Raw genomic sequence first — 14,277 nt, forward strand, 5'->3', positions numbered from 1 at the left:
GTACGCCGCGAGGAATCCCTTCCGGCCGTGGATCATCACTCGATAGTCTGAAAAGGTGAAAATAGGCGTTAACATGCTTAATTTTGGACCTGGCGCCGATCCCGGGATGCTGCGCGGCTGGGCGCGGACGGTGGAGGGCCTGGGCTTCGACCTGCTCATGGTCTCGGACCACGTCGTGATCACCCCCGATGTCGCCGAGCAGTATCCGGCGCCGTTCTACGAGCCCTTCACCACCCTCGCCTGGCTGGCCGGGGTCACCGACGGGATCCGGCTCGGCACCACGGTGCTCATCGTGCCGTACCGCCACCCGCTGCTCGTCGCCCGGATGGCCGCCAACCTCAACGGGCTCAGCGGCGGGCGGCTCGTCCTCGGCGTGGGCGTCGGCTGGGCGCGGCAGGAGTTCGAGGCGCTCGGGGTCCCGTTCGAGCGGCGCGGGGCGCTGACCGACGACCACCTCCGGGTGATGCGCGCCGCCTGGGACGACGAGGAGGACTACGGGGCCGGGCGGATACCGGTCTGGGTCGGCGGCAACAGCGACGCCGGCCTGCGCCGGGCGGTGCGCCTCGGCGAGGCCTGGCACCCGCTGCGCCTCACCCTCGACCGGATGCGCGAGGGACTGGACCGGCTGAAGGCCATCGCGGACGAGGAGAGCCGGCCGGCGCCCGGTTTCGCGCCTCGCATCGCCCTGCGGCTCACCGAGTCCCCGATCACCGCTCCCGGACGGCTCGCCGGTGAGGGCACGATCGACCAGGTCCTCGACGACCTCGAACGGCTGCGCCTGCTCGGCGCCGGCACCGTCGTGCTCGACCCGTTCGACGGCGACCCGGAGGAGACGCGCCACCCGGAGGTAGCCTGGCAGGCGCTCGCGACCGTGGCCGCCCGCTGGGATCTGCGCACCCAACAATCATGAACAGGACAATCATGACGAACAATGACGAGAACCATCTCCGCAGGGCCATCGAGCTCGCCGCCAAGGCGCGGGCGACCGGAGACGCCCCGTTCGGGTCGCTGCTGGTGGGGCCGGACGGCACGGTCCTCGCCGAGGAGCACAACACGGTCCTCAGCGACGGCGACATCAGCGCCCACCCCGAGCTGAAGCTGGCGAGGTGGGCGGCCCGCGAGCTCGCCCCCGGCGTCGCGGCGGCCACGACCATGTACACCAGCTGCCAGCCCTGCCCCATGTGCACGGGCGCCATCGAACGGTCCGGTCTCGGCCGCGTCGTGTTCGCGCTCTCCAACGAACAGTTCGCGGGCCTCAAGCCGGGAGGCGGCTGGCCGCACGTGCCCCAGGAGGGCCCCGCGCTGTTCGACGAGGCGCGCGTCCCGGTCGAGGGCTACTACGTCTGACCGATCCGCCCCCATCGCTACCGCGCCGGTGTGACCGGGCTCTCGGAGAGGAACGAGCCGAGCAGTTCCGCCGTCATCTCGGGAACCTCCTCGGGGACGTAGTGCCCGCTGGGCACCGCCTGGCCGCGCACGTCGTTCGCGTACCGCCGCCAGACGTCCAGGACGTCGTAGCTACGCCCGACGAAGCCGCGCTCGCCCCACAGGGCCAGCACGGGGCAGGTCACGCGCCGGCCCGCGTCCGCGTCGGCGTCGTCGTGGCGCAGGTCGACGCTCGCGGCGGCCCGGTAGTCCTCGCAGGAGGCGTGGACGGCAGCCGGATCGGAGAAGCAACGGACGTACTCGTCCTGGGCCGCCGGGTCGAACGAGGTCCCGCCGTGCTGGACCTTCATGTGGGAGCGGACCCAGTGGCCGGGATCGGCGCCGATCATGCGCTCGGGGACGCCGTCGCCCGCGGCGAGGAAGAACCAGTGGTAGTAGCCGAGCGCGAACGCGGCGTCGGCGTGCCGGAACGCGTGGCGGGTGGGCACGATGTCCAGCACGGCCAGCCTGGTCACCGCCCGGGGCTCGTCCAGGGCCAGGCGGTGGCCGACCCGCGCCCCGCGGTCGTGGCCCGCCACCGCGAAGCGGTCGAAGCCGAGCGAGCGCATGACCAGCAGCTGGTCGCGCGCCATCGCCCGCTTGGAGTAGGGGGCGTGGTCCGGCGTGGAGGGGGGCTTGTCGCTGTCCCCGTACCCCCGCAGGTCGGTGAGGACCACGGTGTGCTCGCGGGCGAGCACGGGCGCCACCCGATGCCAGATGAGATGCGTCTGCGGGTAGCCGTGCAGCAGCAGGACCGGGGGCCCCTCGCCGGCGACGTACGTGTTGACGCGCACGCCGTCGGCGTCGATCACATGGTGGGCGAACGAGGCGGGCAAGGGGATGCTCACGTGGTGTCTCCGATGGGCGCGACGGGTCCGCGGGATCGGCCGGTCGCCTCGCGGCTCCCGGTCCGTCCCCTGTCTGCATACCCTGATCAGGCCTGGGACCCGGGCCGTTGAAAGGAGCTGTTCGATGCTGTAGAACGACCCACGGTGCCGTGCTGCTCACGGGCCGGCGCGCGCTTCGGAAGGCCAGGGGATGAAGGCGATCGTTTACCGGCGCTACGGCGGGCCGGAGGTCCTGGAGATGACGGACGTCCCCGAGCCGAAACTCGGCCCGGAGTCCGTTCTCATCGACGTGCGGGCGGTGTCGGTCAACCCGGTCGACTGGCAGACGGCCGCCGGGCGTCTGGACAGCCGTTTCGACGTCCACTTCCCCGTCATCCCCGGCTGGGACGTCGCCGGGGTGGTCGCGGAGGTCGGCCCGACGGTCACCGGCTTCGCGGCGGGGGACGAGGTGATCGGGTACGTGCGCGAGGACTCCATCGGGAGGGGAACCTACGCCGAGCGGGTGGCCGCGCCGGTGCGCACCGTCGCCCGCAAGCCGGCCGGCCTGAGCTGGGAGCAGGCGGCCACCGTCCCGATCGCCGGCCTCACCGCCTACCAGTCACTCGTCCACGCGCTGCGGGTGGGGGCCGGTGACACCGTGCTGGTGCAGGCCGCGGCGGGCGGCGTCGGATCGTTCGCCGTGCGGATCGCCACCGCCCTCGGAGCGCGCGTCATCGGCACCGCCTCGGCCCGCAACCACGACCACCTGCGAGAGCTCGGCGCCGAGCCCGTCACCTACGGCCCCGGCCTCGAAGAGCGGGTGCGCTCGCTCGCCCCGGCCGGGGTCACCGCGATCATGGACATGTACGGCGGCGAGGACCTGGTGTCGTCCCTCGGGCTGCTGCGCGAGGACGCGCGGGGACGGGTCGTCTCGCTGGCCAACGACGGCGTGCTGGAGCACGGCGGCACCTTCGTGTTCGCCCGGCCGAGCGCCGAGGACCTCGACGAGCTGCGACGGATGATCGAGAGCGGCCTGGCCGTCCCCGAGGTCACCACCGTCCTGGACCTGTCCGAGGCCGCCGAGGCCTTCCGGCTGAGCCGGACAGGTCACGTGCGAGGAAAGATCGTCCTCAGGGTCTCGGCGGGCTGACCGGGCGCCCCGCCGGGCCGGACCCCGGCGAGCAGCGGCAGGGCGGTGGCCTTCTTCGGGTTCGCCGGGCATCCGGGCACGCAGGAGCGCTACGTGGCGGCGGTGCCCGACACCGTGAGGAGCTGACCCGCCGTCATGGGAAAGCGGGCGGCCGGGCCATCCGGCTGTGCACCCCTCGCGGTAGGCGACTACCGCCACGGGTGGACGTCCCGGCCCGCGGGCCGGATTACTGTGGGGGAGTGAGCAGGTTCGCGCTGGTGGCCGCCATGGCCGTGGTCGTCGGGTTCTCCTCGGTCATGGCCTACGGCAACCAGCCCGGCGCCCGGCCGCTCGACGCCCTCGGCTGCACGCTGCTGGCCCTGACCGTGCTCGGACTGGTCAGGCTGGGCGAGCGGCCCGAGCTCAGCCTGGTCGTCTGCGCGGCCTCGGCGGCGGCCGTCTTCGCCCTCGGCTACGCCTACGCGCTGTGGCCGATCCCCGCGCTGATCGCGGTGTTCGCGACGATCTCCTCGGGACGCCGGGTGCAGGGCTGGGCGGGTACGGGTTTCCTCGTGGCGGTCCCCTCGGGTGCCGTGCTCCTCGACAGGAGCCTCGACAACCTCACCGGCCTGCTGCTGTGGGCGCTCATCACGGTGGTGGTCGGGCAGCTCGCCGAGGTGTCCAGGTCCCGGCGCGCGCACGCCGCCGAGGTGGAGCGGCGGATGGTCGAGGCCGAGCGGACCCGCGAGGAGATGGCGCTCGGGCGGGGGCGGGAGGAGCGGCTCAAGGTCGCCAGGGAGTTGCACGACGTCACCTCCCACACCGTGTCGCTGATCGCGCTGCACGCCGCCGTCGCCGCGGAGGCGATCGACCGCTCCGGCGGCCCCGAGGCGGCCCGGGAGGCGCTGTCGGTGATCCGTACGGCCAGCCGCGAGGCCCTGGCGGAGATGAAGGGCGTCCTCGGCGTCCTGCGCGAGGACGGGCCCGAGAGAAGGCGGCCGATGCCGGGCGCCGGTCAGCTGGAGGAACTGGTCGCGGCCGCGGGCCTGCCGGTGGCGTTCGAGATCGTGGGGGAACGCCGGGCGCTGGCCCCGGCGGTGGACCTGACCACGTACCGGATCGTCCAGGAGGCGCTCACCAACACCATGCGGCACGCGAAGGCGAGCACGGCGCGGGTCCGGTTGAGCTTCGAGACCGGCGGCGTGACCGTCCAGGTGGACGACGACGGCCAGGGCAGCGGCACGCCCCCGCCGGGCGGCCCGCGCGCGCCGGGCCCCGGGCACGGGCAGGCGAGTGACGACGGGATCCGTGCCGGATACGGGCGGGCGGGTGACGACGGGATCGGCGGGGGACACGGGCTGGCGGGGATGGCGGAGCGGGTGGCCGCGGTCGGCGGGTGGCTCGTCGTCGGCGACCGGCCGGAGGGCGGGTTCCAGGTCGCCGCGTGGCTTCCGGCATGATCACCATCCTGCTCGCCGACGACCAGCCGCTGGTCCGCGCCGGCCTGCGCGCCCTGCTCGACGTGGAGGATGATCTCACCGTGCTCGGGGAGGCCGCCGACGGCCGCGAAGTCGTGCGGCTGGCCGCCGAACTCCGTCCCGACGTCGTGCTGATGGACATCCGCATGCCGGGGATCGACGGGCTGGAGGCCACCCGCAGGATCGTGGCGGCGGGCGGCGCCAAGGTGGTCGTGGTCACCACCTTCGACCTCGACGAGTACGTCTACGAGGCGCTCCGCTCGGGCGCGAGCGGCTTCCTGGTCAAGGACGCGGAACCGGCCGAGCTGCGCCACGCCGTACGCGTCGCCGCCAGGGGAGACGCGCTGCTGTCTCCGGGCGTCACCCGGCGGCTCATCGAGGAGTTCACGGCCAGGCCCGATCCCGCGCCCGGCCGGGCCAGGCTGGCGCCGCTGACCGATCGCGAGCGCGAGGTGCTGGCCAGGGTCGCCGAGGGGCTGAGCAACCTTCAGATCGCCGAGCGCCTGCACATGAGTCCCGCCACGGTGAAGACGCACGTCAACCGCATGATGGCGAAGCTGGCCGTGCATGACAGGGCGCAGCTCGTCGTCCTGGGCTACGAGTGCGGCCTGGTCCGTCCCGGCCTGCCGAGGAAGCGGTAGACCAGGGCGGCAAGCCAGGGCGGTCGCCAGGCCGAGGTACCGGCGAGCCGGGGGGTCACCGGGCCGGGGTGTCGCCAGGCCGGGTGACGTGGGGCAGGACGCCGGCGAGCCGAGCGGTGACGGCCCGCTTCCATGGGTGGTCCCGCCGGGTTCCGGCCCTACCGCCGGTGCGGCAGGGCGTCGCCCGCGCAGGGTGGACGACCGCGGGCGGTGCCCGTTCCTAGCGTCGGACCATGACATTCCTCAACTCCCCGGCCCGTTTCTGTGCCCGCCACGGATGGCTGGTGCTGCTCGCCTGGCTGGCCCTGGCCGCCGTCCTCGTCGTGGGCGCCGCCCGCGCGCCCGGCGCCACGACGGAGGACTTCGCACTGCCCGGCTCGGAGAGCCGGCGGGCCGCCGACCTGCTCGGCGACCGCCCCGCCGAGCCCCAGGGCAGGCTCGTGGTGTCCGCGCCGGCGGGCGTGCGCGCCCCCGAGGTACGGCGGGCGGTGGACGGCCTGATCGCCCGTATGAACACCGTCCCCGGCGTGACGGTCGCCGTCCCACCGGCTGAGGGCTCGCGGTCCCGGCCGTCGCGGGAAGCCCCCTACGAGCAGGTCTCCGCGGACGGCACCGTCGCGACCGTCCCGATTCGTCACACCGGCCAGGAGAGCGCCGCGAAGCTCAAGGAACTGCGTGACGCCTTCCGTGCCCCCGCCGCCCCCGCCCCCGCCGCCCCCGCCGCCCCCGCGACTCCCGGCGCCCCCGTCCTCACCGCCGAGCTGTCCGGTGACGACTTCGCCGACTTCACCCCCGGCGGTCTCACCGAGGGCATCGGGTTGCTGGCCGCCGCGGTGATCCTGCTCCTCGCGTTCAGGTCGCTGATCGCGACGGCGCTGCCGCTGCTGATGGGCGTGACCGGGGTGGTCTGCGCCGTCTCCCTGCTCTCGCTGCTGGGGAACGTCGTCCCCACGCCGGGATTCGCCGTGTACGTGACCGTCATGCTCGGCCTCGGCGTGGGCATCGACTACGCGCTGCTCGTCGTCACCCGCTTCCGCGCCTCGCTGGGGGAGTGCCGTACCGTCGAGGACGCCGTGGTGCGGGCGATGACCACCGCGGGCCGGTCCGTGCTGTTCGCCGGCATCACGGTGATCATCACCGGCGCGGGCATCCTGTTCCTCGGCCCCTCGCTGGGCGGCGGCATCGCGCTGGCCGCCGGGTGCGGCGTGCTCATGGTGATGCTCACCGCCCTCACCCTGCTGCCCGCGCTGCTGGGCCTTCTCGGCACCCGCGTCGACCGGCTCTCCCTGCCGCACCGCGGCGGGACGACCGGCCCGCTGGCCCGCCGGTGGAGCAGGGCCGTGCAGCGCCGCCCCCTCGTGGCCGGTGCCCTCGCGCTCGGGCTGCTCCTCGGGCTCGCGCTACCCGCGGCGAGCCTGCGCTTCGGCTGGTCGGACGCGGGCAACCGGCCGGTCTCCGACACCACCCGCCGCGCCCACGAACTGCTCGCCGACGGCTTCGGTCCCGGTGCGGCGGGCCCGCTCGTACTGGTCTCCGCCGAGCCCCTGGGCCGGGCGGTCGCCCAGGCCGCGAGCACGCCCGGCGTGGCCGGGGTGACCGTGCTGGACGAGCGGACCGCCCTGGTCGTACCGGAGACGGGCCCGCAGGAGGAGGCCACCACCGTCCTGGTCCACGCGCTGCGCGCCGGGTTGCCCGCCCCCGTCCTGGTCACCGGCGCCACGGCGGCGGGCGTCGACTTCGCCGAGCACTCCTTCGACCGGCTGCCCTGGATGGTCGGCGCGGTGCTGCTCGCCTCGTTCGCGCTGCTGGTGCCGGTCTTCCGCAGCCTGGTCGTGCCGGTGAAGGCCATCGCGGTGAACCTGCTGTCGATCGGCGCCTCCTACGGCGCGGTCGTCGCGATCTTCCAGTGGGACGTGCTCGGCCTGGGCACCGGCGGGCCGATCGACGCGTGGGTGCCGATGATGCTGTTCGTGATCACGTTCGGGCTGACCATGGACTACGAGGTGTTCCTGCTCTCCAGGATCCAGGAGGAGTACGCCCGCACCCGTGACAACAGCCGCGCGGTCACCGAAGGGCTGGCGGCGACGGCACGCGTGATCACTGCGGCTGCCGCGATCATGTTCTGCGTGTTCGCCGCGTTCGGCACGTTCGACGACAGGCCGCTCCGGATCCTGGGCGTCGGCCTGGCGGCCGCCGTGCTCATCGACGCCACCGTGGTCCGCCTGGTCCTGGTGCCGTCGGCGATGGAACTGCTCGGCGACCGCAACTGGTGGTTCCCCGGAACCGGCGGCCGGCGCGCCGCCGGCGGGACGGTCGGGGGAGCGACGGCGGTCACCGGTGAGCCGGCCGGGTGAGTGACGGCCGGCCGCCGCCGGGTGAGGTGCGTGCGGGGACTACCAGTGAGCCGGGCGGGTGAGTGACGGCGGCAGCGTGGTCCTGGCGTCACCCTTCGCCGCGTCCAGCTGGGACTGGATCAGGAAGATGCTCCCGGTGAGGTCGGCGCCCGAGAGGTCGGCGCCCCTGAGGTCGGCTCCGATGAGGTCGGCCGTCCTCAGGTCGGCGCCCCTGAGGTCGGCCCCGATGAGATAGGCCCCCCTCAGGTTGGCACCCCGCAGGTCGGCGCCTCTCAGCTTGGCCCCGATGAGGTCGGCGCCCCTGCGGTCCTTCCTCCCGCGCCCGGCTCCGGCGCGGACGAGCTCGCTCGTACGCAGCAGCAGGGCGTTGACCTTTTGCCGGTGCGCCGCCACGTCCAGCCGTACGAGAGCGTCGGGGGTGTCGCGGGTGAGGCGTTCGGTCTCCTCCAGGGCGAGGCCGAGCTCACCGTGGATGGGGAGGGCCTGCGGCAGTGTCAGCGCCTCGGTCAGGTACCGGAGCAGCTCGTGGAGATCCCGCATGATGGGGAACACCTCGAACATCCGCGCGGCGGTCCGCGGCGCCTGCCGCCAGTCCTGCCCGCCGAAGGTGACCTGGGAGACCTTCTGCCCGGCGCCGAAGCAGTCGTAGACGGTGCAGCCCCGGAAGCCCCTGTCCCTGAGGCGCGTGTGAATGCCGCAGCGGAAGTCCGTCCGCAGGTTGGGGCAGGCCTGCCCGGCCTTCTTGTCGATCGCGAAGTCCGACGAGGCCGAGAAGGCGGGCACGACACAGCACAGCGCGAAGCAGCTCTCGCAGTCGGCGCGCAGATCGGCGCGCTCCCCCGCGGGGGAGGCGGCTGCGTGTTCGCGTCTCTCGGACAATGCGCGGGACCTCCTGTGCCGGGCGGCCGCGCTGTCCACAGCCGGTAAAAATGGCTGTGAACAGCGATTTCACCAGTGAACCCTACCCGAACCCGCCCATCCCCTGATCGCGGGCCGGACCGGGCGGACAGAGGGCGGGCATGGTGCCGACGACGACGGTGGCGTCCAGCTCGCCGGACTCGACCACCCGCGGGATCAACCCGTTGCGGGCGAAGGCCGCCGCGGTCTCGGGCGCCTGGCGCTCGCTCGTCTCGATCAGCAGGTGGCCGCCCGGTGCCAGCCACAGTGCCGCCGCCGCGATCACCCGCCGCTGGATCTCGAGCCCGTCCGCGCCACCGTCGAGCGCCACCCGCGGTTCGTGCTCGCGGGCCTCCGGGGGCAGCAGCCCGATCGCCCCGGTGGGCACGTAGGGCGCGTTGGCGGTCAGGATGTCGACGCGGCCCCGCAGCGTGGCGGGCAGCGGCCCGTAGAGGTCACCCTCGTACACCAGGCCGTCGGCGGCGTCGATGTTGCGCCGGGCACAGCGCACCGCGGCGGGGTCGATGTCGACGGAGTGCAACTCCACCCGGCCCAGGGCCGCGACAAGCGCGGCGCCCACCGCGCCGGAACCGCAGCACAGATCGACGACGATCCGTGGCCGGTCGGGGACCTGACCGGCGGGGACGGTGAGCTCTTCGGGGCCGAGGGGAGTGGAGGGGGCGGCCCGGCGGGCGAGGGCGACGGCCTGATGGACGAGGAACTCGGTACGGCGGCGGGGAACGAAGACCCCGGTGTCCACCGCTATCCGCAGCCCGCAGAACTCCGCCCAGCCGAGAACGTGTTCGAGGGGCAGACCGGCGATCCGCCGGTCCAGCATGGCGGCGAGGTCGGACGGCGTCCGCGCCGTGGAGATGATCAATCGTGCCTCGTCCTCGGCGAAGACACAGCCGGCGGCCCGCAGCCTGGTGACGATGACGGGTTGGGAGAGAGATGACGGTGAAGCCGACATTGGAGCCTTTCGGGATGCCGCTGGGGCTCCCTCGGCCACCTAGGTCGGAAGGACCACGCGGCCGTGAGACGGGAGCACCCGACCTGACACAGCGGTAATGGGTCTCACCTCCTCGATCACGTCCATTGCTGGAGGGCAACACTACCCGAGCCGATGCCCGGTGCGAACACGTTCACGGCGAGCCGGGAGTGCCGGGAGCAGAGGTGTGCCACCGCCCCGAGGGGCACCCGTGAGAGCGGCGGCCTCCGACGGCGGCCTCCGACGGTGGCCTCCGACGGCGGCCGGTTCCCGCGAGAACCCGGCACGCCGGGAACTCCGGCTCAGGAGGGAGGCCCGGGGCGCTCCGCGCGAGGAACCCGCCTCAGCAGGTAGGTGTCCATGATCCAGCCCTTGCGTTCCCGGGCCTCGGCGCGGACGTCGCGGATCCGGTCGGCGACCTCCGCGACCGGCCCGGCCACCAGGATCTCGTCGGGGGTGCCGAGGTAGGCGCCCCAGTAGATCTCGAAGCCGGTGGGGTCGGGCAGGGAGGTGAAGGCGTGGCGGGCGTCGAGCATGACGACGATGTCGTCGGACCCGCCGGGCCCCTCCTCGGACAGGCGGCGGCCCGTGGTGACGTGCAGGGGCCGTGCGACCTGGGTCAGGCTGGTGCGGTGCCGGGCGGCCAGCGCGGACACGCTGCTGATACCGGGCACGACGTCGTACTCGAACCGGACCGTGCCCCGATCGAGGACCTCCTCGACGATGGCCAGCGTGCTGTCGTAGAGGGAGGGGTCGCCCCAGACGAGGAACGCGCCGGTCTCGTCGTCGCCGAGTTCGTCGCGGACGAGCCGCTCGTAGATGTCGGCCCGGCGCGATCGCCATTCCTCCACCGCGCCCGCGTACGCGGGGGTGGTCCGGTCCCGGTCGGGGTCGCGGGCCTCGACCAGCCGGTACGGAGCGCGGGCGTGCGCGTCGACGAGGTCCTGCCGGAGCTGGACGAGGTCGTGCTTGACCTCCCCCTTGTCGAGGATGAAGAACACGTCGGCCGCGGCGATGGCCTTGACCGCCTGAAGGGTGAGGTGGTCGGGGTTTCCCGCGCCGATACCGATGATGAGGATTCGCTTCACGCGGGAAAGTCTGCCCCCTGCGCGAAGGGGACGCCGCGCCGGGCCGGGCCTTGACCCCGATTCCCGGCAGGAGCGGTGAAAGCATGAGGTAACGCATCGTCCTGGTCTAGTCTCGCGATCGTGATGATCAGGAACTCGCACTGCTCCTTCTGCGGCGAAGCCTTCGCCCCCGGCCAGTCCTGGCCGCGTACCTGCTCCGGTTGTGAGAACACCTCCTACCTCAACCCGCTGCCGGTCGCGGTGATGGTGCTGCCGGTGGACGACCGCCTGCTGGTGGTCCGTCGTGACGTCGAACCGCACCGGGGCGGGCTCGCCCTGCCCGGCGGCTTCGTCGACATGGGCGAGTCCTGGCAGCAGGCGGCCGTACGGGAGCTTCGCGAGGAGACGGGCGTCGTCGTCGACGCGGACGGCGTGCGGCTCCTCGACGTGCTCAGCGCTCCCGACGGCACCGTGCTGGTCTTCGCCCTGGGGCCGCGGACCGGAGAGGCGGACCTCCCGCCGGTCGTGCCGACGGCCGAGACGACGGAGTGGCTGCTGATCGACGGGCCGCGAGAGCTGGCGTTCCCGCTGCACACCCGGATCGTGGCGGAGTACTTCGCCGGGAAATGATTACGGTGATCGTCGGCGGTAGCGGTCCGGCCTCCGACCTCGGCGGGAGGCGCGACGCGACCGCCGAGGGCCCTCCCCGGGACGGCCGCCCTTCCCCCGCGGCCCGTTTAGCCCGGAGGCGACGGGTAGGAGGCAGGTGTCCTACCTTCGCTGACGAGGAGAAACGCCATGACGGAGAACGTGTGGAGCTACCGCCCCGAGGCCTACAGTGGCGAGCAGACGCTGGATCTCGTGGGGTTCGACGTGGAGGCCACCGACGGCAAGATCGGTTCGGTGGACGAGGAGAGCAACGCGGTGGGTGAAAGCTACATCGTCGTCGACACCGGATTCTGGATTTTCGGCAAGAAGGTCGTACTGCCGGCCGGCACCGTACACCAGATTGATCCGCAGGAGCGCAAGATCTATGTCTCGCGCACCAAGCAGGAGATCAAGGACGCGCCGGAGTTCGACGAGGCGACCTACAGGGAGCCCGACTACCGCGACAAGCTGGGCGGCTACTACGGCCCCGGCGCGCGGTAACCGTTGATCGTCGACGAGCCCCTCCCCGCCCGGGGAGGGGCTCGTTCGTCATGTGCGGGAGGAAACCGGTCCGGACACCGCGCCCGGCGAGCCGAGGCCTCCGATCAGTTCTGGCCGAGCCAGAGGTCGGGCCCGAACACCTCGTAGTGGATGTCGGAGGCGGGCACCCCGCGCCGGAGCAGCTCGGTGCGCACGCCGCGCATGAACGGCAGCGGCCCGCACAGGTAGGCGACCACGGGGTCGGGAAGGTCGATCCCGCTCAGGTCGACCTGGCCGACGTTCGGCGCCGGCCGGCAGGAGCAGTCGCCCACCTCCTCGTACCACCGGTGCAGGGTGGCGCCCGGCAGGGCGGCGACCAGCTGCCCGAGCTCCTCCCGGTGGGCGTGGTCGGCGGGGCTGCGGTCGGCGTGGACGACGGTGACCTGGCGGGTGGAGCCGTTCGCCGCGAGGTGCTCGACCATCGACAGGATGGGGGTGGCGCCGATCCCCGCCGAGGCCAGCAGCAGCGGGGGGCCGTCGGTGGGCAGGGTCAGGTCGCCGAACGGCGCCGAGACCGTCAGCACGTCCCCGGCCCGGACGTTGGCGTGCAGCCAGTTGGACACCTCTCCCTCGGGGGTGTCGCCGCCGCGTACCCGTTTGACGGTGATCCGCCAGTCGTCCCGCTCGGGGGCGCACGACAGGCTGTACTGCCGGATCTGCCGCGCGCCGTCGGGCAGGGTGACCGCGACGCTGACGTACTGGCCGGGCTTGAAGGACAGGGGGATCCGCGGCCGCAGGGTGAAGGAGACCGAGTCCGGGGTCTCGCGCCGCCGTTCGAGCACCGTGGCCGGCAGCCAGCCCTCCGCCGCGGAGTCGCGGTAGAGAGCCGCCTCCAGGGCGATGAGCGCGTTCGCCATCAGCCAGTAGACCTCGTCCCAGGCCGCCACCACCTCGGGGGTGGCGGCGTCGCCGAGCACCTCGGCGATGGCGGCGAAGAGGTATTTGTGGACCACCTCGTACTGCTCGGGGGCGATGCCGAGCGAGGCGTGCTTGTTGGCGATCCTGGCGAGCATCGCGTCCGGCCGGTCGTCGGGGCGCTGCACCAGGATGGTGGCGAAGGCGGCGATCGACCCGGCGAGCGCGCTCTGCTGCTCGCCGTTGGCCTGGTTGCCGCGATTGAACAGTTCGCGCAGCAGCTCGGGGTGGTCGGTGAACATCATCTTGTAGAAGCGCGCGGAGATGTCCTGGATGGCGCCCCCGACCGCCGGCAGGGTGGCACGGACGATCACGGCCGAATCTGGGGAAAGCACAGGTCCTCCAACTACTAGATGATCTTCAAGTGGGTGTGGGCGGATGCGCCCAGCTCCTGGTCAGACGCGGTTTCCCTCTCGTCGCCTCTATTTATACAAGTACTTTTTGTGTAAACTCAACCTCGGGGAGTGTGAGATAGGGCTCCCTCGCGCGGGCCCCCGGGACCGGGTGTTCGCGCGGGAGTGCCCGGCCGGCCGCGTCTACGATGGCGGCCGGAGTCTTCGCGTCCACCCGGACGAACGCGTCGCGGCACTGCCGCAGGGGAGGTGAGCCGGCCATGGCCGAGCCAGGGAAGCCGCGCGGGACCGATGACGTCACGGGCGGTGCGGCGTCCGCGCGGGCCGCCGAACAGCCCACGCCGCCGCCGGCCGGCCGCCGGCGGCTCATCCTGGCGATGCTTCGCGAGTCCGAGGCGCCGCTGGGCGTGGTCGAGATCGCCGAGCGGCTCGACGTCCATCCCAACACGGTGCGGTTCCATCTCGACGCCCTGGCCGACACCGGCCGGATCGAGCGGGTTCACGCGGCGCCGGCCGGTCCCGGCCGGCCGCCGCTGGTGTTCCGGGCGCGGCCGGGGATGGATCTCGCCGGGCCGCGCAACTATCGCGTGCTGGCCGAGATCCTGGCGGGCAGCCTGGCCTCCGGCCCGGAACCCGCCGCCAGGGCGATCGAGGCCGGACGGGCGTGGGGGGTCGCCCTGGCGGCGGGCCGGCCGGCTCCGGCGGCCGATCCCACGCGGGAGGAGGCGGTGCGCGAGCTGGTGAGCCTGCTCGACGACATCGGGTTCGCCCCCGAGGAGCGATCAGCGGGTGACGGCGAGCAGATCGGGTTGCGGCACTGCCCGTTCCTCGATCTCGTCGAGACCCAGGGCAAGGTCATCTGCCCGCTGCACCTCGGGCTCATGCGGGGGACGATGACGGCACTCGGCTCCCCGGTGACCGTGGACCGGCTCGAACCGTTCGCCGAGCCCGACCTGTGCCTCGCGCACCTCGCGGCGGTCCGTGACGAGTCGTGACATTTAATGACATTGAGTGA

The 14,277-nt window shown here is 72.9% G+C and carries 14 protein-coding genes; 9 read left to right on the forward strand and 5 right to left on the reverse strand.

Features of this window, described 5'->3' with window-relative positions; all coding sequences use genetic code 11:
- The first annotated feature begins 73 nt into the window (after positions 1–73).
- Both ACVCAG_RS31970 and ACVCAG_RS31975 read left to right on the forward strand, forming a co-directional pair.
- Positions 74–910 carry an LLM class flavin-dependent oxidoreductase gene (locus ACVCAG_RS31970; protein WP_440087072.1) on the forward strand — a complete coding sequence of 279 codons (837 nt, stop codon included), beginning with the start codon at positions 74–76 and terminating at the stop codon, positions 908–910.
- A gap of 11 nt (positions 911–921) precedes the next feature.
- Complete coding sequence (locus tag ACVCAG_RS31975; protein WP_440087071.1) at positions 922–1,347, forward strand: deaminase; 426 nt, start codon at positions 922–924, stop codon at positions 1,345–1,347.
- A 17-nt stretch (positions 1,348–1,364) separates the two neighbouring features.
- On the opposite strand, the gene ACVCAG_RS31980 is transcribed toward ACVCAG_RS31975, so the two are convergent.
- Positions 1,365–2,273, reverse strand: a complete 909-nt coding sequence (locus ACVCAG_RS31980; RefSeq protein WP_440087070.1) for an alpha/beta fold hydrolase — start codon at positions 2,271–2,273, stop codon at positions 1,365–1,367.
- Positions 2,274–2,463: 190 nt separating this feature from the next.
- Between ACVCAG_RS31980 and ACVCAG_RS31985 the strand changes: the two genes are divergently transcribed.
- The 4 genes from ACVCAG_RS31985 (at position 2,464) to ACVCAG_RS32000 (ending at position 7,854) form a co-directional block, all read left to right on the forward strand.
- Positions 2,464–3,402, forward strand: a complete 939-nt coding sequence (locus tag ACVCAG_RS31985; RefSeq protein ID WP_440087069.1) for an alcohol dehydrogenase catalytic domain-containing protein — start codon at positions 2,464–2,466, stop codon at positions 3,400–3,402.
- A gap of 239 nt (positions 3,403–3,641) precedes the next feature.
- Positions 3,642–4,841: a histidine kinase gene (locus ACVCAG_RS31990; RefSeq protein WP_440087068.1), complete on the forward strand. Its 1,200-nt coding sequence runs from the start codon at positions 3,642–3,644 to the stop codon at positions 4,839–4,841.
- A complete protein-coding gene (locus ACVCAG_RS31995; protein ID WP_440087147.1) occupies positions 4,838–5,500 on the forward strand; it encodes a response regulator in 663 nt (220 codons plus the stop codon). Before ACVCAG_RS31990 ends, ACVCAG_RS31995 begins: the two co-directional genes overlap by 4 nt.
- A gap of 233 nt (positions 5,501–5,733) precedes the next feature.
- Positions 5,734–7,854 carry an MMPL family transporter gene (locus ACVCAG_RS32000; RefSeq protein ID WP_440087067.1) on the forward strand — a complete coding sequence of 707 codons (2,121 nt, stop codon included), beginning with the start codon at positions 5,734–5,736 and terminating at the stop codon, positions 7,852–7,854.
- 39 nt (positions 7,855–7,893) lie between these two features.
- On the opposite strand, the gene ACVCAG_RS32005 is transcribed toward ACVCAG_RS32000, so the two are convergent.
- From ACVCAG_RS32005 to cobF, 3 genes are all read right to left on the reverse strand, one after another.
- A complete protein-coding gene (locus ACVCAG_RS32005) occupies positions 7,894–8,733 on the reverse strand; it encodes a pentapeptide repeat-containing protein (protein ID WP_440087066.1) in 840 nt (279 codons plus the stop codon).
- Positions 8,734–8,815: 82 nt separating this feature from the next.
- Positions 8,816–9,721 carry a putative protein N(5)-glutamine methyltransferase gene (locus ACVCAG_RS32010; RefSeq protein ID WP_440087065.1) on the reverse strand — a complete coding sequence of 302 codons (906 nt, stop codon included), beginning with the start codon at positions 9,719–9,721 and terminating at the stop codon, positions 8,816–8,818.
- Positions 9,722–10,041: 320 nt separating this feature from the next.
- Positions 10,042–10,827 (reverse strand): precorrin-6A synthase (deacetylating), encoded by a 786-nt coding sequence (gene cobF, locus ACVCAG_RS32015; RefSeq protein WP_440087064.1) that lies wholly within the window; start codon positions 10,825–10,827, stop codon positions 10,042–10,044.
- A gap of 123 nt (positions 10,828–10,950) precedes the next feature.
- Between cobF and ACVCAG_RS32020 the strand changes: the two genes are divergently transcribed.
- Entirely contained in the window at positions 10,951–11,436 is a 486-nt protein-coding gene (locus ACVCAG_RS32020; protein WP_440087146.1) for an NUDIX domain-containing protein, read from the forward strand.
- Between the two features lie 168 nt (positions 11,437–11,604).
- The gene (locus ACVCAG_RS32025) at positions 11,605–11,955 is read left to right on the forward strand and encodes a PRC-barrel domain-containing protein (protein ID WP_440087063.1); all 351 of its coding nucleotides are present in this window, start codon (positions 11,605–11,607) and stop codon (positions 11,953–11,955) included.
- 104 nt (positions 11,956–12,059) lie between these two features.
- Here ACVCAG_RS32025 and ACVCAG_RS32030 read toward each other — a convergent pair whose 3' ends face one another.
- Positions 12,060–13,244, reverse strand: a complete 1,185-nt coding sequence (locus ACVCAG_RS32030) for a globin domain-containing protein (protein ID WP_440072190.1) — start codon at positions 13,242–13,244, stop codon at positions 12,060–12,062.
- 278 nt (positions 13,245–13,522) lie between these two features.
- Here ACVCAG_RS32030 and ACVCAG_RS32035 point away from each other — a divergent pair, with 278 nt between their 5' ends.
- Positions 13,523–14,257, forward strand: coding sequence for a helix-turn-helix domain-containing protein (locus ACVCAG_RS32035; RefSeq protein WP_440087062.1), 735 nt, complete (start codon positions 13,523–13,525; stop codon positions 14,255–14,257).
- Positions 14,258–14,277: the final 20 nt, after the last annotated feature.

The organism is Streptosporangium sp. G12 (genome assembly GCF_052983175.1).

What these genes read in the sequence shown, in the direction of transcription:
- ACVCAG_RS32000 (WP_440087067.1), top strand. Translation starts at nt 5,734, where the DNA reads ATGACATTCCTCAACTCCCCGGCCCGTTTCTGTGCCCGCCACGGATGG.
- ACVCAG_RS32035 (WP_440087062.1), top strand. Translation starts at nt 13,523, where the DNA reads ATGGCCGAGCCAGGGAAGCCGCGCGGGACCGATGACGTCACGGGCGGT.
- ACVCAG_RS31970 (WP_440087072.1), top strand. Translation starts at nt 74, where the DNA reads ATGCTTAATTTTGGACCTGGCGCCGATCCCGGGATGCTGCGCGGCTGG.
- ACVCAG_RS32020 (WP_440087146.1), top strand. Translation starts at nt 10,951, where the DNA reads ATGATCAGGAACTCGCACTGCTCCTTCTGCGGCGAAGCCTTCGCCCCC.
- ACVCAG_RS31985 (WP_440087069.1), top strand. Translation starts at nt 2,464, where the DNA reads ATGAAGGCGATCGTTTACCGGCGCTACGGCGGGCCGGAGGTCCTGGAG.
- ACVCAG_RS32025 (WP_440087063.1), top strand. Translation starts at nt 11,605, where the DNA reads ATGACGGAGAACGTGTGGAGCTACCGCCCCGAGGCCTACAGTGGCGAG.
- ACVCAG_RS32010 (WP_440087065.1), bottom strand. Translation starts at nt 9,721, where the DNA reads ATGTCGGCTTCACCGTCATCTCTCTCCCAACCCGTCATCGTCACCAGG.
- ACVCAG_RS31975 (WP_440087071.1), top strand. Translation starts at nt 922, where the DNA reads ATGACGAACAATGACGAGAACCATCTCCGCAGGGCCATCGAGCTCGCC.
- ACVCAG_RS31995 (WP_440087147.1), top strand. Translation starts at nt 4,838, where the DNA reads ATGATCACCATCCTGCTCGCCGACGACCAGCCGCTGGTCCGCGCCGGC.